The sequence below is a fragment of the Bradyrhizobium sp. BRP22 genome (assembly GCF_020194175.1).
Classification (GTDB): domain Bacteria; phylum Pseudomonadota; class Alphaproteobacteria; order Rhizobiales; family Xanthobacteraceae; genus Bradyrhizobium.
This window is the reverse complement of sequence record NZ_JADYVX010000009.1, coordinates 90,729-116,269: the sequence shown is the minus strand read 5'-3', so window position 1 is coordinate 116,269 and position 25,541 is coordinate 90,729. Positions and strand designations below refer to the sequence as shown.

At 63.4% G+C, this 25,541-nt stretch carries 26 protein-coding genes; 12 read left to right on the top strand and 14 right to left on the bottom strand.

Going from position 1 to position 25,541, the window contains the following annotated elements; all coding sequences use genetic code 11:
- Positions 1-7: 7 nt before the first annotated feature.
- Entirely contained in the window at positions 8-937 is a 930-nt protein-coding gene (locus I6F35_RS14590) for a TauD/TfdA family dioxygenase (RefSeq protein ID WP_225118368.1), read from the bottom strand.
- Positions 938-948: 11 nt separating this feature from the next.
- Positions 949-2,388 carry an NAD(P)/FAD-dependent oxidoreductase gene (locus I6F35_RS14585; RefSeq protein ID WP_225118367.1) on the bottom strand — a complete coding sequence of 480 codons (1,440 nt, stop codon included), beginning with the start codon at positions 2,386-2,388 and terminating at the stop codon, positions 949-951.
- Positions 2,389-2,807: 419 nt separating this feature from the next.
- Here I6F35_RS14585 and I6F35_RS14580 point away from each other — a divergent pair, with 419 nt between their 5' ends.
- The 4 genes from I6F35_RS14580 to I6F35_RS14565 all read left to right on the top strand — a co-directional run bounded on the left by I6F35_RS14580 (position 2,808) and on the right by I6F35_RS14565 (position 5,631).
- Positions 2,808-3,635, top strand: a complete 828-nt coding sequence (locus I6F35_RS14580; protein ID WP_225118366.1) for a methyltransferase domain-containing protein — start codon at positions 2,808-2,810, stop codon at positions 3,633-3,635.
- Positions 3,636-3,657: 22 nt separating this feature from the next.
- Positions 3,658-5,001, top strand: a complete 1,344-nt coding sequence (locus tag I6F35_RS14575; protein ID WP_225118365.1) for an LLM class flavin-dependent oxidoreductase — start codon at positions 3,658-3,660, stop codon at positions 4,999-5,001.
- Between the two features lie 99 nt (positions 5,002-5,100).
- On the top strand, positions 5,101-5,286 hold the full coding sequence (locus I6F35_RS14570) for a hypothetical protein (RefSeq protein WP_225118364.1): 186 nt from the start codon (positions 5,101-5,103) through the stop codon (positions 5,284-5,286).
- A 171-nt stretch (positions 5,287-5,457) separates the two neighbouring features.
- A complete protein-coding gene (locus tag I6F35_RS14565; protein WP_225118363.1) occupies positions 5,458-5,631 on the top strand; it encodes a hypothetical protein in 174 nt (57 codons plus the stop codon).
- A gap of 17 nt (positions 5,632-5,648) precedes the next feature.
- On the opposite strand, the gene I6F35_RS14560 is transcribed toward I6F35_RS14565, so the two are convergent.
- From I6F35_RS14560 to I6F35_RS14510, 11 genes are all read right to left on the bottom strand, one after another.
- Positions 5,649-6,338 carry a DUF2848 domain-containing protein gene (locus tag I6F35_RS14560; RefSeq protein ID WP_225118362.1) on the bottom strand — a complete coding sequence of 230 codons (690 nt, stop codon included), beginning with the start codon at positions 6,336-6,338 and terminating at the stop codon, positions 5,649-5,651.
- 42 nt (positions 6,339-6,380) lie between these two features.
- Positions 6,381-8,042 (bottom strand): thiamine pyrophosphate-binding protein, encoded by a 1,662-nt coding sequence (locus I6F35_RS14555; protein WP_225118361.1) that lies wholly within the window; start codon positions 8,040-8,042, stop codon positions 6,381-6,383.
- Between the two features lie 39 nt (positions 8,043-8,081).
- Entirely contained in the window at positions 8,082-9,584 is a 1,503-nt protein-coding gene (locus tag I6F35_RS14550) for a tripartite tricarboxylate transporter permease (protein WP_225118360.1), read from the bottom strand.
- Positions 9,581-10,033, bottom strand: coding sequence for a tripartite tricarboxylate transporter TctB family protein (locus tag I6F35_RS14545; RefSeq protein WP_225118359.1), 453 nt, complete (start codon positions 10,031-10,033; stop codon positions 9,581-9,583). Before I6F35_RS14545 ends, I6F35_RS14550 begins: the two co-directional genes overlap by 4 nt.
- A 38-nt stretch (positions 10,034-10,071) precedes the next feature.
- Entirely contained in the window at positions 10,072-11,037 is a 966-nt protein-coding gene (locus tag I6F35_RS14540) for a tripartite tricarboxylate transporter substrate binding protein (RefSeq protein WP_225118358.1), read from the bottom strand.
- 39 nt (positions 11,038-11,076) lie between these two features.
- Positions 11,077-12,498 carry a UbiD family decarboxylase gene (locus tag I6F35_RS14535; RefSeq protein WP_225118357.1) on the bottom strand — a complete coding sequence of 474 codons (1,422 nt, stop codon included), beginning with the start codon at positions 12,496-12,498 and terminating at the stop codon, positions 11,077-11,079.
- A 201-nt stretch (positions 12,499-12,699) separates the two neighbouring features.
- Positions 12,700-13,275, bottom strand: coding sequence for a TIGR02444 family protein (locus I6F35_RS14530; protein WP_225118356.1), 576 nt, complete (start codon positions 13,273-13,275; stop codon positions 12,700-12,702).
- A complete protein-coding gene (locus I6F35_RS14525) occupies positions 13,272-13,877 on the bottom strand; it encodes a UbiX family flavin prenyltransferase (RefSeq protein ID WP_225118483.1) in 606 nt (201 codons plus the stop codon). The genes I6F35_RS14530 and I6F35_RS14525 overlap by 4 nt, the downstream gene beginning before the upstream one ends.
- On the bottom strand, positions 13,867-14,247 hold the full coding sequence (locus I6F35_RS14520; RefSeq protein WP_028162054.1) for a cupin domain-containing protein: 381 nt from the start codon (positions 14,245-14,247) through the stop codon (positions 13,867-13,869). The genes I6F35_RS14525 and I6F35_RS14520 overlap by 11 nt, the downstream gene beginning before the upstream one ends.
- Positions 14,248-14,265: 18 nt before the next feature.
- Entirely contained in the window at positions 14,266-15,765 is a 1,500-nt protein-coding gene (locus I6F35_RS14515; protein ID WP_225118355.1) for a 4-hydroxyphenylacetate 3-hydroxylase N-terminal domain-containing protein, read from the bottom strand.
- Positions 15,766-15,792: 27 nt separating this feature from the next.
- Positions 15,793-16,323, bottom strand: a complete 531-nt coding sequence (locus I6F35_RS14510) for a flavin reductase family protein (protein WP_225118354.1) — start codon at positions 16,321-16,323, stop codon at positions 15,793-15,795.
- A 276-nt stretch (positions 16,324-16,599) separates the two neighbouring features.
- Here I6F35_RS14510 and I6F35_RS14505 point away from each other — a divergent pair, with 276 nt between their 5' ends.
- Positions 16,600-17,181 (top strand): amino acid synthesis family protein, encoded by a 582-nt coding sequence (locus I6F35_RS14505; RefSeq protein WP_225118353.1) that lies wholly within the window; start codon positions 16,600-16,602, stop codon positions 17,179-17,181.
- A 123-nt stretch (positions 17,182-17,304) separates the two neighbouring features.
- Positions 17,305-18,501 (top strand): amidohydrolase family protein, encoded by a 1,197-nt coding sequence (locus I6F35_RS14500; RefSeq protein ID WP_225118352.1) that lies wholly within the window; start codon positions 17,305-17,307, stop codon positions 18,499-18,501.
- On the opposite strand, the gene I6F35_RS14495 is transcribed toward I6F35_RS14500, so the two are convergent.
- On the bottom strand, positions 18,498-20,000 hold the full coding sequence (locus tag I6F35_RS14495) for a 4-hydroxyphenylacetate 3-hydroxylase N-terminal domain-containing protein (protein WP_225118351.1): 1,503 nt from the start codon (positions 19,998-20,000) through the stop codon (positions 18,498-18,500). The two genes, I6F35_RS14500 and I6F35_RS14495, sit on opposite strands and share 4 nt — an antisense overlap.
- A gap of 194 nt (positions 20,001-20,194) precedes the next feature.
- On the opposite strand from I6F35_RS14495, the gene I6F35_RS14490 reads away from it, so the two are divergent.
- From I6F35_RS14490 to I6F35_RS14465, 6 genes are all read left to right on the top strand, one after another.
- Positions 20,195-20,872, top strand: coding sequence for a MarR family transcriptional regulator (locus tag I6F35_RS14490; protein ID WP_225118350.1), 678 nt, complete (start codon positions 20,195-20,197; stop codon positions 20,870-20,872).
- 169 nt (positions 20,873-21,041) lie between these two features.
- Complete coding sequence (locus I6F35_RS14485) at positions 21,042-22,268, top strand: ABC transporter substrate-binding protein (RefSeq protein ID WP_225118349.1); 1,227 nt, start codon at positions 21,042-21,044, stop codon at positions 22,266-22,268.
- Positions 22,269-22,344: 76 nt separating this feature from the next.
- A complete protein-coding gene (locus tag I6F35_RS14480) occupies positions 22,345-23,223 on the top strand; it encodes a branched-chain amino acid ABC transporter permease (protein WP_225118348.1) in 879 nt (292 codons plus the stop codon).
- Positions 23,223-24,059 carry a branched-chain amino acid ABC transporter permease gene (locus I6F35_RS14475; protein WP_225118347.1) on the top strand — a complete coding sequence of 279 codons (837 nt, stop codon included), beginning with the start codon at positions 23,223-23,225 and terminating at the stop codon, positions 24,057-24,059. Before I6F35_RS14480 ends, I6F35_RS14475 begins: the two co-directional genes overlap by 1 nt.
- The gene (locus tag I6F35_RS14470) at positions 24,056-24,808 is read left to right on the top strand and encodes an ABC transporter ATP-binding protein (protein ID WP_225118346.1); all 753 of its coding nucleotides are present in this window, start codon (positions 24,056-24,058) and stop codon (positions 24,806-24,808) included. Before I6F35_RS14475 ends, I6F35_RS14470 begins: the two co-directional genes overlap by 4 nt.
- Before the next feature lie 17 nt (positions 24,809-24,825).
- On the top strand, positions 24,826-25,515 hold the full coding sequence (locus tag I6F35_RS14465; protein ID WP_225118345.1) for an ABC transporter ATP-binding protein: 690 nt from the start codon (positions 24,826-24,828) through the stop codon (positions 25,513-25,515).
- The last annotated feature ends 26 nt before the right edge of the window (positions 25,516-25,541 follow it).

Here is a 25,541-nt window from a genome sequence, read left to right as displayed (position 1 = left end):
CTCCCTGTTACGCGGCCTTGGCCGCTTGCGGCTTGGTGGCGTTCATGCGCGTCACGCTGCGGCGGCCGTCGATGCTGACCGGCACCTCGCCATCGATCGTGGCGCGGCGGACGACGCGATGCTGGTCGCCATAGTCGTTGACGGCGTAGTGCTGCGTCGCGCGATTGTCCCAGATCGCGACGTCGCCGGCCCTCCAGCTCCAGCGCACGGTGTTTTCCGGCGCGGTGATATGCGACTGGAACAGATCGAACAGCTTCTGGCCGTCATACTTCGGCAGGCCCACGAAGCGCTGCACGAAATTGCCGAGCACCAGCGTCCGCTCGCCGGTTTCAGGATGAACACGGACCACCGGATGTTCGGTCTCGTAGACCGTGCCGGTGAAGACTTCGTCGAAGTGCTTCTTGTCCGCCTCGGTCGCGCGCGACTTCACCGCGTAGTCATAGGCATTGCTGTGGATCGCCCAGAGCTCGTCGGCAAGGCGCTGCAGCGGCGGCGGCAGATCGAGATAGGCGGCGGCCGTGTTCGACCAGACGGTGTCGCCGCCATAGGGCGGGATCACCACGCCGCGAAGCACGGAGATCCTCGGATAGGCGTCGACGAAGGTGACGTCGGTGTGCCACTGGTCGGCGCGGCCCCCGCCCCGCCCTGAGTCCAATTCGAGAATCGAAGAGGTGCCCTTGGCCGCGCCGATGGTCGGATGCGGCACCAGTCTGCCGAGCCGAATGGCGAAGCGTTCCTGCTCGGCATCGTCGAGATGATCCTGGTCGCAGAAGAAGATCACCTTGTGCTCGAGCAGCACCTTGTTGATCGCGGCGATCGTCTGGTCGGACAGATCGCCCGACAGCTTGATGTTCCGGATCTCCGCGCCGAGGCGGGCCGCGCGCTTGACGATGTCCGCGCGCGGAATGACGTTGTCGATGAGGTCGGTTTGAGCCATGGTTATGCTTCCTATTCCGCCGCCACGTTCTGCGGCGATTGCCAGACTGCAGGTGCGTAGAGATCGGCCGCGAAATCCTCCGCGATCGTGCCGTTGATGCGCTCTTCATGCGCCGCGAGGTCGGCGAGGAACAGATCGCGGCTGATGCGCGCCACGATCGCCGGAATGTCGCGCTTGAAGCTCAAGACATCGCCGACAGGTACGCCGAAGCTGACGAACGCCGCCGGGTTGAAGACGTGAATGTCGTTCAGGTGCGGCGCGCGACCCGGCTCCTTCTCCAGGTATTCGTGCCCTGCGCCGAGGTAGGGATAGACGGCCAGCGTCTCATCCTGTTGATCATCCGCCGGCGCGAAGCGATCGCGCCAGCGCAGGATTTCGTGCGCGAAGTCGCGCAGCTCCGGCTGCGCCGCGAGATCGACGGAATAGCCGGTGGCAATGATGGCGAAATCGAATGCGAACTCGCCGCTCGGCGTACCGACCAGGAGCCCCGACGCCGTGGGCTTCGCGGAAATCCAGGGCGAGGCCAGATGCAGATGAAAGTTAGGAAATCTCACCGCGCGCGTGATCGCATCCGGCGGCGGGGTCGAGCCGGCGCGGCGGAAGCGGACCGCCTGCTGCCATCGCACGACGTCGGGCAGCGCACCGTAATTGTCATAAGCACCGGGATAGCCGCGGATGCGGATTACCGGCAGCGAAGCGAGCGCTTCGCGCCGCGCGAACAGATGCACTTCCTTGGCGCCCGCTTCCAGCACAACCGCCGCGGCATCGAACGCCGACGCCGCGCTGCCGAGCACAGCAACCGCCTTGCCGCGCAGCGCCTCGAAATCGATCGCCTCCGAGGTATGGGCATAGGCGCTCTTCGGCAGATTTTGCTTCACGACGTCAGGCACGGCGGGACCGCCATTGCTGACGAAACCGGTCGCGAGCACGAGCTTTCTCGTGGTCTCAACGCTCGTCGCGCCGTCCTTTTCCAGATGGAGGCGCAAGTGATCGGCCTTCGGCTCGATGCGGGTCAGCCGCGTGCCGTAGCGGACGCGGACGTCGAGGATGTTGCGATACCAGTCGAGATAGGCAGCCCAATCCAGGCGCGGAATGCGGTCGAGCGCCTCATAGGCCGCCGCGCCGTAGCGCGTTTCGTACCACGCCTGAAAGCCGAGCCCAGGCAACCCGAACTCGGGCCCCGGCAGGTTCTTTGGCGTGCGCAGCTTGTGCATGCGCGCGCTGGTCCGCCACACGCCGACGCCGGCGCTCCCGGCGGCCGCATCGATCACGGAGACCTTGCCGATCCCGGCGCGCCGCAGCGCAAAGGCGAAGGCGGTCCCAGATTGTCCGCCGCCGACCACGAAGACGTTGTGGTCGATCCCATCGCGGTCCGGCACCCAGTCTTGCGGATCCGGCCCGATCAAACGAAGGGTTTCACGGGCTACGCTGTCGGGATCGGATTGCGGCATGCTGATCAACCTCGCAATGATCCGCAAATCGTAAGAGCGATCGATCTTCAGTCAATGAAATGAAACCAGCTTTGTTTGCGAGGACAGGCAATGATCGCGTTGTCGCCAATGCGAGCGCTGGAAGATTTGCGACGATCGCCGCCACACCGACGCGCGACGCGTTCATCGTCCGATCAAAATTGGACTTCATCGCTGCAACCGGCGTATGCAGAAGCCACGTGGATCGCTTCGTATGTCGAAATATCCGTCGCGGCATACGGTCTCGTCTCCGATTGGCGAGCAACCCAAAATGTTCATGCTCGCTTCCGATGCAACTATGCAAATTCATTTCATCGACATTCTCGCGACTGAAGACGTAGAGTTTGCCGGCAGCGTCTCATGCTCGAGCGCAGCATGCAGTGACGATGGACAGTCCGGAAATGTCGCAACCCAGCGGCGTCATCAGCCTTGAGCAGGATACTCCCGAACTTGCCCGCGCCTATGAACAGGCCGGCATCGTTCAATTCCATCACGGCAAATTCCTGATCGGCCCGCTTGCGCTGAAGGCGGGCGAGCATGTGCTCGATATCGGCACCGGAACCGGGCGCCTCGCGGAATTCGTTGCCGGCCTGGTTGGTCCGCAGGGCCGCGTGGTCGGCATCGATCCGCTGGAAAGCCGTATCGAGATCGCGCGACTCAGGCAGTCGGAGACTCTGACGTTCGAGACCGGGCGCGCGGAGGACCTGTCGCGCTTCGGCGACGGTGAGTTCGATGCGGTCTATCTCAACAGCGTGCTGCACTGGATCGCAGAGAAGGGCCGTGCCTTGCGGGAAATCCACCGCGTGCTGAAGCCCGGCGGCAGGCTCGGGCTCAATGTGCAGGATCCTTCGCGACCGCACCAGTCGCGCCAGCTTCTTCGTGCAGCGATCGTGCAGGCCGGTCTCGGCGATGCGCATCGGGACTCGAACCCTGTTCTCGGCGTCACCGATGACAAGCTCAAGTCGCTGTTCACCGCCGCCGGCTTTATCGACTACCGCAGCGACCTGCGATCCCTGATCGATCTGCATCGCGATGTAGACACTGTTCTCAGATGGTCGGAAGCAAGCGCCTTCGGCAATTTCCTCGACGGCTTCTCGAACGCGGAGCGCGACCGCGTGAGCACCGCGTTCGCCGAACTGGTCGAAGCCAATCGTATCCCTGAAGGCTTGAGGCTCGAACGCTATTTGCGCTTCGCCTTCGCGCGCAAGGCGCCATCGTCCAATTCATAAACAACATCCGAAGGCTTCAGGTATGAGCGATCGACGGCAGCTAACCCTCAATCTCTTCATCTATCCCGGCGGCCATCACGAGGCCGCGTGGCGCTACAAGGGTTCCGCACCCGAGCGGATCCTCGACGTCAGCTATTATCAGGAGCTGGCGCAGCGCGCCGAGGCGTACAAATTCGATGCGATCTTCTTTGCGGACGGACCCGCTCTCGCCGATAATGTCCGCTACGCACAGCGCTTCCGGCTGGAGCCCATCACCTGGCTCTCGGCGATCGCCGCCGTCACCAGGCGCATCGGCCTGATCGCGACCGCGTCGACCACCTACATGGAGCCTTATAACCTGGCGCGACTGTTCGCCTCGCTGGACCATATCAGCGGCGGCCGCGCCGGCTGGAACATCGTCACGACAAGCGTGCCGCAGGCGGCGCAGAATTTCGGGCTGCCGGAGCACCCGCCCCATCACGAGCGATATGAACGCGCCAGGGAATTCCTCGACGTCGTCACCCGGCTCTGGGATAGCTGGGAAGACGACGCCCTCGTCAATGACCCCGTCTCGGGCATCTTTGCCGACACCGACAGGGTGCACACGATCGACCACGTCGGGAAATATTTTCGCGTCCGCGGCCCGCTCAACATCTCGCGGCCGCCGCAGGGCCGGCCGGTCTATGTGCAGGCCGGCTCGTCCGATGACGGCCGCGCCTTCGCGGCGCGCTTTGCCGAGGCGATCTTCACCGCGCACCAGACCTTAGCGAGCGCGCAGGAGTTCTATGCCGACATCAAGCGGCAAGCGCGCGCCTTCGATCGTCACCCGGACCAGGTCAAGATCCTGCCCGGGATCAGTCCCTTCATCGGCTCGACGCAAATTGAAGCCGATCGGCTGCAGGACGAATTCAACGAGCTCATTCAGCCGGAGTATTCGTTGACCCAGCTACGCCAGATGATCGGGCTCGATCTCTCCGGCTTCGACCTCGACGGGCCGTTCCCTCGGCATCTGGTCGATACGAACAGCGCCCGCGGCGTCGCCAGCCGCTTCAAGCTCGTGGTCGACATCGTCGATCGCGAGAAGCCGACCATCCGGCAATTGGTGCAGCGTCTCGCCGGAGCCCGCGGCCATTGGGTGATCGCCGGGCCGCCGGAAAAGATCGCGGACAATATCCAGACCTGGTTCGAGAAGGGGGCCGCCGACGGCTTTAACGTGATGCCGCCATGGTTTCCCGGCGGTTTCGACATCTTCGCCGAACAGGTCGTGCCGATCCTGCGCAAGCGCGGCCTGTTCCGCGAGGAGTATGCCGGCAAGACATTGCGCGACCATTACGGCCTCGACCGGCCGGGAAGCGTGTTCGCCGACAGCATTCAAGCGATCGCATGATCGCGACTTAGACCTGGAGATGTGATCTCGATCACAACAAAATCCGGCGAACCGCGCTAACGTCCCCGGCGCTTGCTGAATATCTGCGGGGACAAATCCATGGACGACGAGTTTTGCAGAGAAAGAGCGCGCGCGGTTCGGGCCATTGCGGAGCAAGCGGATCCCTTGATCAAACGGCGCCTGCTGCAACTGGCTCACCATTATGAGCGGCGCATCCGGCTGTCCGAAAGCAACAAGAAGGATCGAGAGCCGGATCGGAAGCCACCGACCGAGTTCCAGAATTAACCGGAATCATCGGCATCAAGCTTAACGACCGAATGTCGTTGAGACCTCGCGCGCGGTCGCGATAGCGTTGACCTACCGGAAATTGCTGTCTCCGGGGCCTAGCATGGCGATGCCCACCGGGCGATCATATTCCGCCCGGTGGGCTTCGTTCCAACACCGGAAGCACCGCTGATGATCACGCGTCGCGCAAAGCCATCCTGGACGAAACTCTGGCATCTATGGACCGTGATCGTCCCTCGGCGATCGATCACGGGAAAACTGGTGCGCGGCCGCGTGTGGCGTCGGCATGACGGCCACAAATGGCTTTACAAGCGCTTCTGCGAATTTGACGCCCCCAAGCGCTGAAATCCGGGCGCAACAACTTAGCCGAGCACCGGCAGCGTGATGATCTCGTATCCGTGGCTGATGCTGCGCTTCAGAACGGGATCTTCGATCACATAGTCGAAGCGGCTGGCCGGACGGATGCCGCCCTTGGCGGCGAAGGTGCCGCAGAACATCGCGCAGCCGTCGGGCAGTCCGGCGCTGCCAAATCCGCGCTCGATCAGGTCACGCACCGGCAGCATCCCGCTCAGCGCGCCTTCCTGATACAGCACGCGCTCGCCATCGATCGTCGCCCAGGACCGCAGCATGATCTGGTCCCAGTGGCCTTCGATCTCGGCGAGATCCCACAGCATCGGCGCCACGGGCTTGTCGCACATCTGCTTCGACACCGTGATGTTGTAGGTTTCGACCTTGCGATCGGTGTGGTCAGAGCCGACGCCGACGAGCGTGCGCCCTTCGAATCCAAACAATACGAACTCGACCTCCCCGCTCGACTCGGCGCCGGTGCATTCGATGCTGCCGGCGGTCGTCAGCCTGCGCGCGGCGCATCGATAATAGATCGGCGTCGAGGCCGGAGGCGCGATGCCGATTGCCGCCAGTTCGGCAATGTGCTTGTCGCGCGCGACCGGATCGCGCCCGGTCCAGCCGGCGATCACCGCCTGCGTGATCGACAGTTTGAGCGGCGTGGTGGCGTTCCTGGCAACCAGGGTGAATTCGATATCGTTGTTCATGTCCGTTCCATATGGGCCTGTGCCCGATCTTTCAGCCGAGCTTTACAAGCTGCGGTCCGGGGTGAGTTGATTACAGTTGACGCGCAGCTCGATGATTGTCGGTCGATCCGCCTTCACCGCCCGGGCAAAGGCATCGGGGAACTGATCATGGTGATCGATGACCTCGCCGCGCGCGCCATACGATTTCGCCAGGGCCGCGAAATCCGGGTTCAGGAGATCGGTGCCGCTCGGCCGATGAGGAAAATGGTTTTCCTGATGCATCCGGATCGAGCCGTACATGCCGTTGTTGACGATGATGACAATGATCGGAAGCCGGTGCTGAACCGCAGTCGCGAACTCCTGCGACGCCATCATGAAGCAGCCGTCACCGGCGAGGCAGACCACCGTGCGGTTCGGGTGACGCAGCTTGGCTGCGATCGCGGCCGGCAGCCCATAGCCCATCGAACCGGATTTCGGCGCGATCTGGGTGCCGAGCTGCCGGTAGCGGTAGTAGCGATGCAGCCAGATCGTGTAATTCCCGGCGCCGTTGGTGACCACAGCATCATCGGGCAATACGCGATCGAGGTGGGCGATCACCCTGGAGAGGTCGAAGCTCGCCGTATCTGTTCGTGGCGCCTGATAGTCGACCAAAGCCTGACGTGACTGCTCGCGCCAGGCCGCCCACGGCCTTGCATCCAGCGGCGGCAGCTTCGCCAGCGCGCTCACGAAGCTGGATGATCTCGACTGGATCGCGAGCGTCGGATTGTAGGTCCGGCCGAGCTCTTCGGCGCCAGGAAACACATGGATCAGGACTTGCTTCGGCGTCGGCACGTCAAGCAGGGAGAAATGGTTGGTGGTGACATCGCCAAGCCGATCGCCAATCACCAGCAGCAGGTCTGCCGCCTTGACGCGCTCCATCAGCGCCTTGCTGCAGCCGAGGCTGAGATCGCCGACATAATGCGGGCTTCGATTGTCGAGCACGTCCTGGGAGCGGAAACCTGCCACGACCGGCAGGTCGTTGCGCGCAACGAACGCCTTGAATTGCTCGGCCGCCTCCGGCGTCCAGCCGAGATTGCCGACGATAACGAGCGGCTTCCGGGCGCGATCGAGCAGTTCGCGGACCTGCGCCATCTGCTCATTGGATGGCGCGGTGTCGATCATGCGCGCGGGGAGCGGATCGGCGACATCGCTCGTGGCACTGAGGACGTCTTCCGGAAGCGACAGCACCACCGGGCCCGGGCGTCCCTGCATCACAATGTGTAAGGCGCGATTGACGAACTCCGGGATCTGGTCCGGCGACTCGACCTCGCCGACCCACTTCGTCATGTCGTCGAATGTTCTAACATAATTGATCTCCTGGAACGCCTCGCGGCCGCGGTGGCTGCGCGGCACCTGCCCGATGATCAGGATCATCGGCGTCGAATCCTGCCAGGCCGTGTGCAAGCCGATCGCGGCATGCATCGCGCCGGGACCGCGGCTGACGACGCAGACGCCGGGGCGTCCGGACATCTTGCCGTCCGCCTCGGCCATGTGCGAAGCCGTGGCTTCGTGACGACAGGTTACGAACTGGATGCCTCCATCCAAGAGCGAATCGAAGATCGGCAGCGCGCTTTCGCCGGGCACGCCGAACATTCGGTCGATCCCATTGACGCGCAAGGCTGAGACCAGCAACTGGCCGCCGCTACGCAGAGCCTTTACCGGGCTGGCCGGATCATGCTTGTTCACGAACTCGTCCCTTGTCGCGCTATGCGTTGTGCCGACCGCTCATTCCTGGAAGACTTCGACGCGCCGCTGCCGGACCGCCGGCATCATGATCGAGATCAGCAACGCCGCCGAGACCAGGAGCAGCGCGAGACTGATCGGCCGCTGCAGGAAGATCATGGGATCACCATGCGAGGTGATCAGGCTGCGCCGGAAATTCTCCTCGACCGTGGGTCCGAGCACAAAGCCCATCAACAGTGGCGCCGGCTCGGCGTCGAGCTTGCGCAGGATGTAGCCCAACGCCGAGAAGCCGACCGTCATGTAAACGTCGAAGCTCGAATTGTTCACCGAGTAGACGCCGATCGCGCAGATCACGACGATCGCCAGATAAAGCAGCCGGTAGGGAACCGCGAGCAGACGAACCCAGATTCCGATCATCGGCAGATTGATGATCACCAGCATGGCATTGCCGAGGAACATGCTGGCGATCAGGCCCCAGAACAGGTCGGGCTGCCGGGAGATGATCATCGGTCCGGGCGCGATGCCGTGCAGCGTCAAGGCGCCGACCATCAGCGCCATGGTCGCGCTGGTCGGAATGCCCATGGTCAGCAAGGGCACGAACGAGGTCTGCGCCGCGGCATTGTTGGCGCTTTCGGGCCCCGCCACGCCCTCAATGGCGCCGTTGCCGAACCGTGACCGATCCCTGGCGACGCGCTTCTCGAGCGCGTAAGCAGAGAACGAGGCGATGGTCGCGCCACCGCCCGGCAGGATGCCGAACAGCGTGCCGAGCGCGGTGCCGCGCAGAACCGCGCCCCAGGCGCCTCGCAATGCCCTGAACGACGGCCAGATGGTGCCGATGCGCATCTTGTTGACGATGCGGACTGACGCTCCTTCGAGATTCGAGATCACCTCGGCGACCCCGAACAGTCCCATGACAAGCGCGACGAAATTGATGCCGTCGGACAGTTCGACAAGGCCGAACGTCATGCGGGCTTCGCCGGTGTTGAGGTCCATGCCGACCATGCCGAGCAGCAGGCCGAGAAAGATCATTGCGATGGCGCGAAACGCCGAGCCATTGGCGAGCACGACGGCCGAGACCAGTCCGAGCACCATCAGCGAAAAATAATCCGGCGAAGCGAATTGCTGCGTCATCAAGGCAAGCGGCGGGCCAAGAAGCGCGATGACGACCGTGCCAATGCACCCCGCGATGAACGACCCGATGGCGGCAATCGCGAGCGCCTCGCTCGCCCTGCCCTGCTGCGCCATCTTGTAGCCGTCGATGGCGGTGACCACGGAGGTGGATTCGCCGGGAATGTTGACCAGGATCGCCGTGGTCGACCCGCCATACTGGGCGCCATAGTAGATGCCGGCCAGCATGATGATCGCCGAGACCGGGCTGAGCGCGTAGGTCGCCGGCAGCAATAACGAGATCGTCGCGACCGGGCCAAGGCCAGGCAACACGCCGATCAGCGTGCCGCAGATGGCGCCGACCAGGCAGAAGAACAGGTTTATCGGCGTCGCGGCGACAGCGAAGCCATGACCAAGCAGGGCGAAGACATCGGTCATGGCAAGAGGTCCACGGGGATCTTGAGAAGCCAGACAAAGATCACGGCCGACGCCGCCGCGAGCAGCACGCCGCTCACGAGGCTCTGCCGCCAACGGGTCTCGACGGACGCGAAATGCGCGATCGCGACCTGCGCCAGGATCGCGATAATCAACCCCGCGCGCTCGACCAGCACGCCGAACGCCGTGAAGGACAGCAGGATGCAGATCAACGGCCGCAGATGGAACGATCCAATCGGACTGCCTTCGGCGAACAGCCCCTTGATGGCAAGGCAAAGCCCCATGCCGAGCAGAACGAGCGCAAGCCCGAGCGGGAAGTAGCCCGGCCCCATCTCTAGGACAGTGCCGACTGAAAGCGTGCGGATATAAAGCAGCGCGACGGTCGCGACGGCTACCAGCAGCAAGCCGGAATAGAAGTCGGTGTTGTGGCCGCGCCGGGCAGGTGATCTCATACTCGTATTGCCTCCCCGCTGACCTGCCCTGAGGCCCGTCAGTTCTTCTTCTCGGCGATTTCCTTGAGGAGCTCGCGCCACTGCTCGACTTCAGCCGCGATCTTCGCCTTGTATTCCTCTGGCGTCGTGAACACCGTCGAGGCGCCGACCACAGCCATGCTCTTCTTGACCTCGGGGTCGGCCGCCATCTTCTTCAGCACATCGGATAGCTTGGCAATGATAGGGTCCGGCGTGCTGGCCGGAGCCATCACGCCGTTCCACGACTCGACGCTGTAGCCCGGCGTCACCGTTTCAGAAACCGTCGGCAACTGCGGCGCGAACTCGTTGCGCTTCGCGGACGTCACCGCCAGCGCACGCACCTTGTTGGCTTCCATCTGCGGCAACGCATCGGTCATGTTGGTGAAGGACACGTTGACCTCACCCGAGACCACGGCTGCCGTGGCAGGCGCGCCGCCCTTGAATGGAACGTGGGTCATCCGGGTCCCGTTCCGTGCATCGAACAGCTGCACCGAATAATGCATCAGACCGCCGGCGCCGCTGGACCCATAGCTCAGCTTGCCAGGATTGGACTTGGCATAGGCAACGAGATCCTGCATCGTGTTGATCGGGAGCGACGGGTTGACGATCACGGTCTGCGGAATCGTGCTGACGACGCTGACCGGCTTGAAGCTCTTCAGCGGATCATACGACGTCGTTTGCGCGACCGGAGCAACCGAGATGGCGCCCACGCTGCAGATGCAGAGCGTGTAACCGTCGCCGGGCGACTTCGCCACGAGGTCCGAGCCGACGATGCCGCCGCCACCCGCGCGGTTGTCGACGATCACCGTCTGCCCAAGCTCTTTCTCGAGATATCGCGCGGTGATGCGCGCAACCGAATCGGTGTAGCCGCCGGGGGCATAGGGCACGACCAGCTTGATGGTCTTGCTCGGCCACTCCTGTGCCGATACCGCCGTGGCACTCAATGCCATGCCCGCCGACAGAATGGCGGCCGCAACTCGCATCATCTTTGGTTTCCCCCGTGTGATCTGCTTAGTGAAAATGCTTCAGGTGATGTTCGATCCGGCAAGGCCTAGAGCGCCCCTGGCGACTGCCTCACCCGCGGCAAAATCGCTGAGCTCGACCGACGTCGGCGCGAATTCGACGCGCCGAAACTTTGCCTGATCCTCGAACGGCACCGTGGCGTCGATGCCGAGCTTGGTGCGCACGCCTTCCTTGCTGACGCGCACATATTCGTGGCCGCGCGCACCCGGGATGAGAAACAGATCGCTGGAAGCCTCCATCCGCGTTGCTACCGCATATTCCACATCGATGGGATCGCGGATGTCGATGTCGTGGTCGACCGCGGTGATGAGATCGAGGTCCTTCAAGGCGCCGAACGCGGCCAGGATGGCGTTGCGCTGAAGCCCGTTGTGCTGCCGGCTCTGCTTGTGGACCTGGATCACCGCGTGGAAGCGATGCAGGCCGCCCGACGTCATCTCGACGTCAGTCACGATCGGGATCGCCGACTGCAACACTTTCAGGAGGCTCGCCTCCAGAACGTATTTCCGCAGGATGATGGTCTCGCGTCCGAAGCCGTTGATGACGTGGTAGATCGGCCGCAGCCGATGCGTGACCGCGGTGATCTTCAGGACCGGCGCGTCGGCCGCCGGCGCGGCGAAGCCGACGAACTCGCCGAACGGTCCCTCGGGCGCCACCTCGTCGGCCAGGATCTCACCTTCGAGAACGAACTCGCTCTCTGCCGGCACCACGATGTCCTGTGACACCGCTTTGCCGACCGTGAGCGGCCGGCCCGCCAGTGCGCCCGCGACGGCGAGCTCGTCGGCGCTTTCCGGCATCTGCGAGCCCATGGTTGCCGCGGTGAAATGCAGCGCGAGATCGGCGCCGATGCAGACAGCGACCGGCAGCGACCTGCCCTGCTCCTTGGCGCGCTCGAATGCGAGCCGCAAATGACGACCGAAGTCGAGCTTGATCGCGACCCGGTCGGGCCCCAGCAACTGCAGGCGATGATAGGACGCGTTGTAGATGCCGGTGACCGGATCCTTCACCACCACGATGCCGGCAGTGATGTAACGCCCCGCATCGCCAGGCGCATGAAACAGCGCGGGAATGATCTTCGTGATGTCGAAGCCGGTGCGCAGCACCACTTCCTGAACAGGAACCTCGCGCACGAGCTCCGGCTTCATCGGATTGCCGAGGGCGCGCTGCACGAGACCGCGGATGCCCCTGAAGTCCAACCCGAAGCCGGCTTCACAGTTTTCTTTCGAACTCAGGAGATTGCCGACGACCGGAACGTCCGCGCCCTTCACCGACGGAAACAGCAACACCTGTTTGCCGTCGTGCTTCTTCAGCATCGCGGCGAGCTCGAGATGCGGATCAACCGGCTTTTCAAAGGTGAGGATGCGGCCACGCTGCGCCAAACGGGCCAACGCCGAACGGAAACGCGTATCGAGAACTTCAGGCTGCAAGATCGATCCCATTAGATCATGATCCGAGTGGAAGAAATCGGCTCATGATCTCTTTTCTTTGTTGGAGCATGATCTTTTCGGAAAACCGGTCTCCACTTTTCCGGATCACGCTCTGAAAATTGCCAAACAAGAATAGCTAAGCAATAAAGCTAGTCAAGCCTGCTTGCTAGGCACCATGTGGTGAAGAAGTGCGCGTGGTGCTTAACGGGAGATCCCGAGCGCTTTGTCGACCATCGTTTCGATCAGTGCGAGCTGCGCGGCGCTCGGCTCTGCGCCGCGCTCCCGCAACGCGAAATCAATCGCGGCTCGCAATGCGCTGATCATGTCCTTACGCTGCACTGCACGCGGCTGCGGCGGCAGTTTCGCGAGCCATTGCGCCAGCACTTCGTTTTGCAGCCGTTCGGCGGACAATTCAGCCGCCTTGATGCTCGACCGCAATTTCTCGGTGCGCTCGTTCGGCGCGGGAGCCGGCCCCGTTTTCAATGTCGTGCGCAACGCCCGCAGCGGACGCACGATCCGCTCGCGCCAGTCGCGGCAAGCCGCATCCATCTCCGCGATATCTGTTCGCGTCAACACGATCCCACGGCGGACGGCGGCGAACGTCGCCATCAACAACATCATGACGTCGACGCCGCATTCGTTCTGCAATTGAAGACAGGCATCGGCGATGCCGGGCTCGGCATAAAGCTCCAGCGCAAACGCCCAGCTTTCCGCATCGATCGCCTGGCTCGCGCCGGCCATGGCGCCGCGTTCAGGCCCCGGCGCGTCGCCGCTCAACGCGATTCTTTCGCATCGGCCGGCGCCAGCCCCTGCCAACGGCTGACCACATCGGTCGAGATATCGAAGAGGTCGAGGACGCGGCCGAGCGTATGATCGACCATTTGCTCGAGGCTTTCCGGCCGTGCGTAGAACGCCGGTACCGGCGGGTAGACGATGGCGCCGATTTCGGTCGCAGCCGCCATCGATCTGAGATGCCCGAGATGCAGCGGCGCCTCGCGCACCATCAACACGAGCCGGCGCCGTTCTTTCAACACCACGTCGGCTGCGCGGGTCACCAGCGATGACGTGACGCCGCTGGCGATCTCGGCAAGGCTGCGCACCGAACACGGCGCGATCACCATTCCGAGCGTCTTGAACGAGCCGCTCGATATCGAGGCGCCGATATTATCGACCTGATGGACGACATCCGCCAAGGCCATCACATCAGAGACCTTGACATCGAGTTCCTGGGTCAGCGTGATCTTTGCCGAGCGGCTCATCACCAGATGAGTCTCGATCGGCGCCGACTTCAACAGCCGCAGCAGCCGGACGCCATAGATGGCGCCGGATGCTCCGGTAATGCCGACGATCAGACGCCTCGGCTCGCCCTCAGGCCGGATCGAAATAGTGGATCTCCATCAGAAGGCAGCCGGTCACCGACTTGAACGGTCCATGATAGACGCCCGGCGGACGGCAGGCATAGGTATTCGGCTTGAACGACTCGCCGCCATTGCCCTGCTCGTCATTGCCGACGATCAGGTCGCCCGAAAACAGGAAGACCTCTTCCCAATATTCGTGCACGAACGGCTTGGTCGTGTAGACGCCCGGCTCGAAGCGAAGCAGCCGGGTGCGGCTGCCGCGCTTGTTCACTTCATCGAGCGCGCCTGAGAGGATTTTCTGCTGGATCCCGGCCGGATAGCCCGGCGGCGTCTCCCACCCGCTGGACATATCGATAGCGCGAAACTCGTCGTGAAGCTTGTTGATTGCCATTTTCGACTTTCCTGAAGTTTAGGCAACGGCCCGGGACGATGAAGCCGGTTTTTGGCCATTGGTCAATTCATCGGTCAGATCGTAGCTCGACAGCATCTTGTCGAGCAACGCCGCCGATTTCTGCCAGTCATAGGTGCGGAAGGCGTGCCCCTTGGTGACGAAGGTCGCACCGGCATAGAACATTTCATACTGCGCATGCCGCGAGGCGAATTCCGATCCGACCGCATCCCAGGCGAGCTTGTAGAATTTCACCTTGTCCACCGCGTTTGCCGCCGGCGATTGCTGGGTCCTGCCGATCAATCTGGCCAGATCCGGATTGTCGAAATCCTTCACCGAGGACGGCAGCATGATCATGCCGCCGCCGGCAAGTTCGCGCAGCGCGTTGATGATCTTGGCATAGAGCTGCTGCGTCATGGTCTGCGCCCCGTAGAGCATCTGCCGATCCGGCACGAAATAGGGGCCGCGCTGCTGGCCCTTGGTCTCCATCGCGACCATGAACGCTTCCACCATGCTGACTTCGGCGGCGAGCTGGCCGAGCGTCTCCTTCACCTGCGGGAAGCCGATGATGCCGTTGGTCTCCGCGATGCGGTGCGCGATCCCCGCCAGGAACCGCAGCTTGATCGAGAGCCGGATCATGGCCTGGTAGTTCTGATAGACGTGCGCCGGCGTGACGTGGAACTGCTTCTGACACATCGCGATGTCCTCGACGATGAACACCCTGTTCCAGGGCACCTTGACGTCGTCGAAATACAGAACCGCGTCGTTCTCATCGAAGCGGCTGGAGAGCGGATTGTCGAACACCGCGCCGGCCGCAGCCTCGTAGGATTTGCGCGAAAGGATCTTCAGCCCCTTGGCGTTCATCGGGATCGCAAACGAGAGCGCGTATTTCTCATCGCCGGGCTGCAGCGGCTGGATGCAGGTGACGAACACCTCATTGGCCATGATTCCGCCGGTCGCCAGCATCTTGGCGCCGCGCACGGTGATGCCGTCGGCGTCGCGCGACACGACGCCCGCGGTCAGGTATGGATCGGCCTGTCCGGCGGCGCTCTTCGAGCGGTCCGCCTGTGGATTGATGATGACGTAAGTCAGATAGAGATCGTTGTCGCGCGCGTAGCGGTAATAATCCGCAAGCGCCTTGGCGCGCTCCTTGTCATAAGCCTCGAAGACCTCGAGCCCCATATACATGCCGGCGATGCACGAGGCCACATGGTCGGGCGAGCGACCCATGAAGCCGGCATGCAACTCGGTCCAGGCTTCCAGGCCGCGGCGGCGCCTGACCAGCGCCTCATAGCTGCCGGGCAATTCCCAGATGCGGTTGGCGCGCGTGCCGGTGTCGGTCTCGAACGTCATCAGATCGCGATTTTCCGGCGCGCTCTGGAAGTCGAACATCCGACCGACCGAAGCCACCGCGCCGCGGAACGCCGGGTGGGTGGTGACATCCGTCACCAATTCGCCGTCGAGATAAACCTCTCGTCCGTCGCGTAGGCTCGCAATGTGCTGGGCGCCAGTCTTGATCATGAAGGCCTCGAGATCCCGTGGATGGATTTAGTAGTGCATCGGCAGCGGCCATTCCGGGCTGCTTTCGGTTCCGGCAAGGCTGCGATAGGCCCCGCGAAAGAATATAAGCGGTTCTTTGGGAGGATGGGCGGAAAACCGCACGACCCTCCCGACGAAGATCACGTGGTCACCTCCGTCATACTGCGCATAGGGCGCGCATTCGAAATGCGCCAGCGCGCCGGCAATCAGCGGCGCCTGCATATGGCCGATCGTGTGCTCCACGGCGGTCCATTTGTCGCCGAGCGCCCGGGCGAACTGGTTCGACAGATGTTCCTGATCGTGACCCAGGATGTTCACCGCATAGCCCTTGGCCTCCGTCATTGCGGCCAGGCTGAATGCCTTGCGGTCGATCGAGAACAGGATCAGCGGAGGATCGACCGAGACGGAATTGAACGAGCTCATGGTCAGCCCGATCGCGCTTCCGTCCGCGGCCTGCGCGGTGATCACGGCAACCCCGGTGGCGAACTGCCCCAGCGCCCGGCGGAAGGCACGCGCATCGAGATCCGAGGTCGCCGTCATCAGGAGTCGCAGATCCATAATTAGCTTTATAACAAAGCTATATTATCGAGGTAAAAAGACCTCTGTCAAGCAAGCCGCTGCCGATCTTTGCGGCAATGCACCGCAAGCTTGCTTGCGCTTGCGTCGGACGATATGTGCGCGCCGCCCTCGCGCTTCACGCCATCCATCTCGTGTTGGTGTCCGCGCGGCACGCTCTCGCTTCGCAACTAAGCTATTGCCCAAATATATCTGATGCGGCAGGATTTGCGGCAGCTGTTTTAAGAGAGACTCATCCAAATGAAACTCGACGTCAGGCGCCTGCTCTGTTTCACCGATCACAAGGAGGTCGAGGCCGGCCGGCGCCACGCCAGCCCGCTGCGCCGCGTTGCCGCGGTCGCGATCATCCAGAACCCCTATGCCGGCCGCTACGTCGAGGACCTGTCCGAGGGAATCGCTGCGAGCGTGGAGATCGGGGCAGTGCTGGCCAAGCTGGCAATTGAGGCGCTAGGGCCGCACAAGGCTGAAAGCTATGGCAAGGGCGGCGTCGTCGGCCTCGGCGGCGAGCTCGAGCATGCCAACGCCTTGCTGACCACGACCTTTGCAACGCCGCTGCGGGAGGCCGTCGGCGGCGCCAAGGCCTGGATCCCCTCCTTCACGAAACTCGCAGCGCCGGGGTGCCTGATCGACGTTCCGCTGGCCCACAAGGACGCGCTTTACGTCCGCTCGCATTACGACGGCGTCTCGGTGACGCTGCCGCCGGATGCACCGGCCGCTGACGAAATCGCGCTGATCGTCTGCCTCGCCAATCGCGGTCGCCTCAACGCGCGCGTTGGAGGCCTGTCTGCCGACGCCGTCGTCGGCGAGGACGGCCTGCACTAGCCGAGATCATGATCCGATTGGATGGAATCGGATCATGATCTCATCTCTTGTTTGAGCATGATCTTTTCGGAAAAACCGGTCTCCACTTTTCCGGATCATGCTCCAGCGACACGGATCCACCCCATGCACACCGCGATCGTCAACATCGGCACCATCGTGACAGGCGACCTCGCCATGCCCTTCGCCAAGGGCGATGGCATCCTGATCAACGATGGCATGATCGTCGAGATCGGAACGCTTTCCGCTGACGCGGTCGCAGCTTGCGATGTGGTGATCGACGCCGCGGGAACGACGGCGGTGCCCGGGCTGATCGACAGCCACGTGCACATCACGTTCGGCGACTACACCCCGCGGCAGCGCGTCGTCGGCTATCTCGAGAGCTATCTGCACGGCGGCACGACGACGGCGATCACCGCATCGGAAGTGCATGTGCCGGGCCGGCCGAAGGATGCGGCCGGCGTCAAGGCGCTGGCGCTGGCGGCGCGGGCCTGCTTCCTGGACTATCGCCCCGGCGGCGTGCGGGTTCACGCCGGTTCGGTCATTCTGGAGCCCGGCCTCACCGAAGCTGACCTCGAGGATCTCGCGCGCGCCGGGATCTGGCTCGCCAAGGCGGGGTTCGGCGCCTTCGCAACGCCCTTCGATTATGCGCCGTTGATGCTGGCGGCGCGACGGTTGGGCATGGTGACCACCATGCACACCGGTGGCTCGTCGATCCCCGGCTCGTCAGGCATCTGGGCCGAGCATGTGCTGGCATCCAATCCGACGGTGTCCTTTCACGTCAATGGCGGTCCGGTGGCGATGCCGGAGGCGGGATTTGCCCGACTGGTCAATGAGAGCAGCATTGCCCTGCAGCTTTGCACCGCGGGCAATCTGCGCACCGCACTGCTGACGGCAAAACTGCTCGACGAAGCGGGACAGCCGGAGCGGCTGTTGATCGCGACCGATACGCCGACCGGAAGCGGCATCATGCCGCTCGGCATGTTCTACACGATCAGCCATCTCGCCAGTCTCGGCGGCATGCCGCCGGAACAGGCGATCGCCGCGGCGACCGGCAACAATGCGCGCCTCTATCGGCTGAACACCGGCCTGCTGCAACCCGGCAAGGAAGCCGACGTGCTCCTGATCGATGCCTGCGCCGGTGGCTCGCAGGACGATGCGTTGTCGGCATTGCGCAACGGCGACGTTCCCGCGGTATCAGCCGTGTTGACGGCAGGCGTTCCGCGCTTTGTGGGTCGCAGCCGCAACACGCCGGCCGGCATCCGCAACGTGCGCGTCGCGGAAAACCGCCTGCCGCGCGACTTCTCAGGCGCCGCGCATTAGTTTCCGAACTCCGGCAGCCGATACTTGCTCGCCAAGCGGTCGGCGAGGCCCGAGGCGCGATCCCAGTCATAGGTGCGGTAGCTGTGGCCGCGGGTGACGAACTGCGCACCGGCGTAGAACATCTCATACTGCAGATGGCGCGAGGCGAATTCCGAGCCGACCGCATCCCAGGTCATCTTCAGCATCTTGACCCGCTGCTCGCCGCTCATCGCCGGCGAGATCTGGGTCAGCGAAATGATGTCGGCCAATTCCGGATTGGCGAAATCCCGCACCGATGACGGCAGCATCAACAGCGCCCCGCCGGCCAATTCGCGGATAGTGCTGATGATCTGCGGGTACATTTCCTGCGACTGAACCTGCGCCGCGTAAAGCAGATGCTTGTTGGGCAGAAAATATTCGCCGCGCATGGCGCCGCCGGCTTCCATGCCGAACACCATGCCCTCGATCAGCGCCGCCTGCGACGCCAGCTTGCCGAGCGTCTCGACCACCGGAGGAAAATTGATGGTGCCGATCGTCTGCGCGATGCCGCGCGCGAGGCCGACCAGAAATCGCAATTTGACCGAAAGCCGGATCTGCGCCTGATAGTTCTGATAGATGTGCGCGGGCGTATCGTGCAGCTGTGCCCGGCACATATCGGTGTTGCGCAGCAGGAACACGCGTTCCCACGGCACCTTGACGTCGTCGAAGAACACGAGGGCGTCGTTCTCGTCGTAGCGATAGGCCAGCGGATTGTCGTACTCGCTGACCGCATGCGCCTCGAACGACTTCCGCGACAGCATCTTCAATCCCTTGGTGCCCATCGGCAGCGCGCAGGAGAATGCCAGATGCTCCTCGCCCGGCCGGAGCGGCTGGCCGGAGCCGACGAACAGCTCATTGGCCATGATCGCGCTGGTGGCGAACAGCTTGGCGCCGCGAATGGTGATGCCGGAAGCATCCTCGTCGACGATGCGGGCCACCATGTCTTCGGCGCCCTTGCCCTGGCTGCCGAACGCCTTGGAGCGGTCGCCCTGCACGTTGTTGATGACGTAGGTCAGAAACAGGTCGTTCTTGCAGGCGTAGTCAAACCAGTCCCGAAACGCCTGGGCGCGTTTCACGTCATAGTTCTCGAAAACCTCGATGCCCATCATCATGCCGCACATCGAGGACGCGACGTGATCGGGCGACCGGCCGAGATAGCCGCAGGACAATTCGGCCCATTCCACCAACGCCTTTCGACGCTCGACCAGATCCTCGTAACTCCTGGGGAACTGCCAGGCGCGGTTGATGCGCCGGCCGCCGCCGACGTCGAAGGTCATCCGCTCCAGATTGTCGGAATGCGCCTGATAGTCGTACAGCACGCCGGCCGATTCGACGGCATGACGATAGGCAGGATGCGTCGATACGTCGGCGACGCGCTCGCCGTCGAGAAAGACCGCTCTGCCGTCGCGCACGCTTGCGACGTGCTCGGCGCCGTTCTTGACCAAACCGCCCGCCGCCGTCCCGGATGATGCCTCGCTCATCGCGATCCCCAAAAAACGAAACACCGGATGGCGTTTCCGGCCAACCTGATGTAGGATTAGATAGCTAATATCCGAAGCTATTATCAATTGAATGTCAAGACGGCAATAAACGCTGTGCTCATCCGGACACAAGCATTGCAATTGCCGATAGGAGCGTTCAATCTTGCGACGAACCCAATCAACGAGATGATCCCTTGGCTAAGACAGCAGCGCGCGCCATCACCACCAAGCCCGGCGCCGGACGCATCGCCCATCGCGCTGCGCTCACGACTTCCCGCCCCGAATTGCTCGTAGGCGGCTCCGACCAGCAGTTTCGCAAACTGGTGCACAGCCTGTTCGGATTCCTGGTCCGGCATCAGACCCTGCGCGACGGCCATGCCGCCGTCATCGGTCTTCCCGGGATCGAATACACCACGCTGATCGCGATCCGGCATTTGGCCTTGCAGGGCGACGTGCACGTCAAGACTGTCGCCGATCACCTCCATCTGAGCGGCGCCTTCGTTACCACCGTGACCAACAAGCTGGAAGGCAAGGGCTTGATCGAAAAGGCCGCCCATGAGAGCGACCGCAGGCGGCTCTCGCTCAGCGTCACGTCGCGGGGCGCCGAACTGCTCGAGCGATTGGCGCCGACCCAGATGCAGGTCAACGACGTAGAATTCGGCTGCCTCAGCGCGCGGGAGTTCGAGTTGCTGCTCGACCTCGTACAGCGCCTGGTCGACTCGAGCGACCGCGCCATCGCGCTGCAGCGCTACCTGGCTGACACCAACGTCCAGCCCATCGCCACGCCTTCGCGCAAGTCCGCCCCGAAGCCGCGGAAGAGCGGCAAGGCGCGACAGGTTGCCGCAAACTTCGCCGCAGTGCCGAAAAAATAGCTTCTAAAGAGAACTAATCGACAAAGCTCTCAAATTATCGTTTGTCAAAAAGCCAAATCTATTGGAACATTGGCGACGTCGCGGGCCGCTGGCACGCCGCGTGCATTGCATGCTTCCGAGATCGGCTGCGTCGAAGGCAGCCATGGTTAACAGCAACGGAAAGAAGTCGATGTTGAAGGTCAAACCGAACCCGTCGCGGCTGCTGGGCACTCTCGCCGCTCTCGCCGTGATCTCGCTGGGCGCGGGTGGCGCCTCGGCGCAGGAGATCGCGCTCGGCGCGATCGTGCCGAGCAGCGGCCCATTCGCCGAATGGGGACGCAGCAACAGCGTCACGCTGAAGATGCTGGAGAAGCAGACCAACGATGCCGGCGGCATCAACGGCGCCAAGCTGAAGATCACCATTCTCGACGACGGCGCCAAGCCGGCGCAGGCGGCAAGCTCGCTGCGCAAGCTGGCCGGCGACGAAAAGGTTCTCGCAGTCGCAGGCCCGCTGACCAGCAGCGCCGCCGAAGTGACATTTCCTGTCGCCAACGAGATGAAGGTGGTCGCAACCTCGCAGGCCTCCTCCAAACCGGGCGTCGCCAAGCTGAACCGCCCCTGGGCCTTCCGCAACACGATCGACGAAGGCGTGCTCGCCAAGACGACGGTGCCTTATTTCAAGAAGGCATTCAACATCAAGACCGTCGGCATCATCTTCGACGCCAAGGATGCCACCGCGGCCACCGTCGGCAAGGCGATCATGCCCGCCGCCCTCAAGGCGAACGAGATTTCCATCGTCAACGAATCCGACCCGCTGTCGTTCAACACCGGCGATCTCGACGTCAGCGCCCAGGTCACCAAGCTGAAGTCGCTGAATCCGGACGGCGTGGTCGTCAGCGCGGACTACAGCCAGGCCATCACGGTGCTGCGTGAGATGAAGCGCCAGGGCCTGATCAAGCCGGTGGTCGGCGCCACCCAGCTGATCTCGTCGGCGATCCTCAAGGCCGCGCCGGAAATCCCGATCATCGCGCCCGCGACCTTTTTCGCCACCATGAAGGGCGAGGCGGCCGAGAAGTTCGTCGCCAATCTGCAGCCGCTCTTGCGCAAGGAGAGCGGCCTGCCGGCCGAGATCGAACCGAGCATGTATGATGCCAACATCTACGAGATCGTCAGCATGTATATCGATGCCATCAAGAGATCCGGCGTGACCGGCAAGCCTGCGGACGTCGAGGCCGATCGCGCCAAGATCCGCGACCATCTCGCCAAGCTGGAAGGCTTCCAGGGCCTCGGCGGCCCGATCGGCTTCAACGACGACGGCGACGCAATCAAGGCGTTCTACGTGCTGCAGGGCCAGAACGGCGCCTGGGACACCAAGGTCCGCGGATGCAGCTCCGCACCCAACCACGCCGGCTGCTGATCGGCGCAACAGTCATTCGGTGGCCGGGTTCGCCCGGCCACTCTCCCTAACGCTCATCCGACCGACTGAAAACTTCATGCTGTGGCAGCAACTCGTGAACGGCCTCACGCTAGGAGCGATCTACACGCTGCTGGCGCTGTCGTTCTCCATCGTGATGGGAATTCTCGGCATTCTCAACCTGGCGATCGCCGAACTCTTCATGATCGGCGGCTATTTCGGATTCACGCTGATCGCCGCGAACTTTCCGCTTCCTGTCGCCGTGCTCGGCGGCATGGCGGGCGCTGCCATCGCCGCCATGCTGATCGAGAAGATCGGCTATCAACCGTTGCGCGGCGCCCCCGTCGTCACGCCGATGCTGAGCACGCTCGGCTTCTCGATCATCCTGCAGAACGTCGCGACAAACTTCTGGGGCTCCGACCCGCTGCAGCTGCCCGATGAGTATCTGGGGCGGCAATACACGGTCGGCCCGGTTAACATCGGCCAGATGCAGTTGATCGTGGTGGGCGCCACCATCGTGCTGGTGACGCTGGTTGCCTACACCGTGCAGCGAACCACCATTGGCCGTGCGCTGCGGGCGGTCGCCGAGAATCGTGAAGTGTCGCGCCTGCTCGGCGTCTCGGCGGACCGGCTGACCTTGTTCGCATTCGCGCTCTCGGGCGCGCTTGCCGGCGTCGCCGGCGTCCTGATCGCGCTGCATTACGGCGCCATCACGCCATATCTTGGCGTGGAGATCGGGCTGAAGGCCGTCGCCGTGATGGTGATCGGCGGCACCACCAATATCTGGGGCGCGCTGCTCGCGGGTCCCCTGATCGGCGTGGTCGAGGTGCTCACGGTGGCCTATGGCGGCTCGCAGGTCCGCGACTTCGTCGTCTACGGCTTCATGATTCTGATCCTTTTGCTGCGCCCGCAAGGCCTGCTCGGCGGCGCGCGTTCCGACCAGGGCCAGCGCGTCTGATGTCGACCTATTACGCCAGCCTGTTCGCCGAAGCCGGCATCCTGTTGCTCGGCGCGCTCAGCGTTTACATCATCCTTGCGACCGGCCAGTTGTCACTCGGCAACGCCGCCTTCATGGCGATCGGCGCCTATCTGAGTTCCTACCTCACCGTGGTGGTCGGCATGCCGGTCACGGCAGCGCTGATCGTGTCCGCAATCGCGGCCGGCATCATCGGCGTCATCGTCGGCTTCCCTGCGCTTCGGCTGAAGGGCATCTATCTTGCGATGGCCACGCTCGGCTTCGGCGAGATGATCCGCAGCTTCTTCATCAACTTCCCGGCAATGGGCGGGTCCGGAGGCTTTCATGGCATGGCGCACATCTCGGTCGGGTATATCTGGGCGTGGGCCGGCGGCATCCTCGTTGTCCTGATCGTCGTCGAGCGCTCGCGCGTATGGCTCGAAATGCAGGCCGTGCACGACGACGAAACTGCCGCAGGGCTGGTCGGACTGAACACCGTGGCGATCAAGGTGAGCGCGTTCGGGATCGGCGCAGCCGTTGCCGCGGTCTCTGGAGGGCTGTTCGCGCATCATCACGTCTATATCGAGCCCGCCAATTTCGGCTTCGAACGCTCGATCGACTTCGTGCTCGCGACCATCCTCGGTGGCTCCACGCTCGGGCTGGGCTCGCTGATCGGCGCGATATTGCTGGTATTCCTGCCCGAGTTCCTGCGGCCGATCGCGGACTGGCGCCTCGCCGCGTTCGGCACGCTGCTGATCCTGGTGCTGCTGGTGCGTCGCCAGGGCATCGTCGACCGCACGCTGCTGCGCGGGTTGACGTTCAGGAAGGCGGCGTCATGAGCGCGCCGCTGCTTCAACTGACCGAGGTGACGAAAAGCTTCGGCGGCATCCATGCGCTCTCCGCCGTGACCAGCGGCGTGCCCGAGGGCAAGATCGTCGGCATCATCGGTCCCAACGGCGCCGGCAAGACGACGCTGTTCAACGTCATCACCGGTGCCTATCGCGCCGATTCCGGCGCCGTCCGCCTGAATGGCGCGGCGCTGAACGGCCTGCCTTCGCACCGAATCGCGCGCGAAGGCATTGCGCGAACCTTCCAGAACATCCGTCTCTTCCCCAGCATGACGGTCTGGGAGCATCTGCTCGTGGTGCAGCCGCACGGCGAGGCCTGGTGGCGCCGATTGCTGCCGGTCGGCTGGGGCGATCCCGCCGCACAGGTACGCGCCGAGGAGGTGATGGAGTTCTTCGGCCTGACGGACTTGCGCGACCGCCCTGCCAAGTCGCTGCCCTACGGATTGCAGCGCCGGGTGGAGATGGCGCGCGCCCTCACCGCGCGGCCGAAACTATTGCTGCTCGACGAACCCGTCGCCGGCATGAATCATGACGAGGCCGAAGAGGTCCGGCAATTGATGCTGAAGCTTCGTGCAACCGGATTGACGATCCTCCTCATCGAGCACGACATGAACTTCGTGATGCGGCTCTGCGATTATCTCTACGTGCTCGATTTCGGCGTGCTGATCGCAGAAGGAACGCCAAGCGAAGTCCGGACCAATTCCCGCGTCCTCGACGCCTATCTCGGTAAGGACGAATGATACTCTCGGCGCGAGGCTTGCAGGTTCGCTATGGCGCCATCACCGCGGTCCGCGGCGTGGACATCGACGTCGCTGAAGGCGAGATCGTCGCCTTGCTCGGCGCCAATGGCGCAGGCAAGAGCACGATCGCCCGCGCGATCGCCGGCTTGCTGCCTTTCCAGGGCGAGATCGCCTACAAAGGCGAGAAGCTCAGGCCGAACGACGCCGAACGCAACGTTCGCCGCGGCATCGTGCTGGTTCCCGAAGGCCGCGGCATCCTCGGGCGCATGACGGTCGAGGAGAACCTGGCGATGGGGATCTACACCCGCGCGGACAAAAGCCAGGGGATTGCTGACCTCAAGCGCATGCAGGAGCGCTTTCCGATCCTGGGGCAGCGGCGTCACAACGCGGCCAGCCTGCTCAGCGGCGGCGAGCAGCAATTGCTGGCAACGGCGCGTGCGCTGTTGTCGAAACCGCGCCTGTTGCTGCTGGATGAACCATCGCTCGGCCTCGCTCCGCAGGCGACGGCCTACCTCTTCGGCGTCATTGCGGAGACCCGCGCCGAAGGATTGTCCGTGCTGTTGGTCGAGCAGAAGGCGCGTCAAACGTTGAAGGTCGCGGATCGGGCCTATTTGCTCGAGACCGGCCGCGTGGTCGCATCGGGCGCGGCGCAGAAGCTGATCGAAGACCCGGTCGTTTCGGACGCTTTTCTCGGCGGACGCGGCTGAGCTTTGCGGCGCAAGCAGCGTCGCGT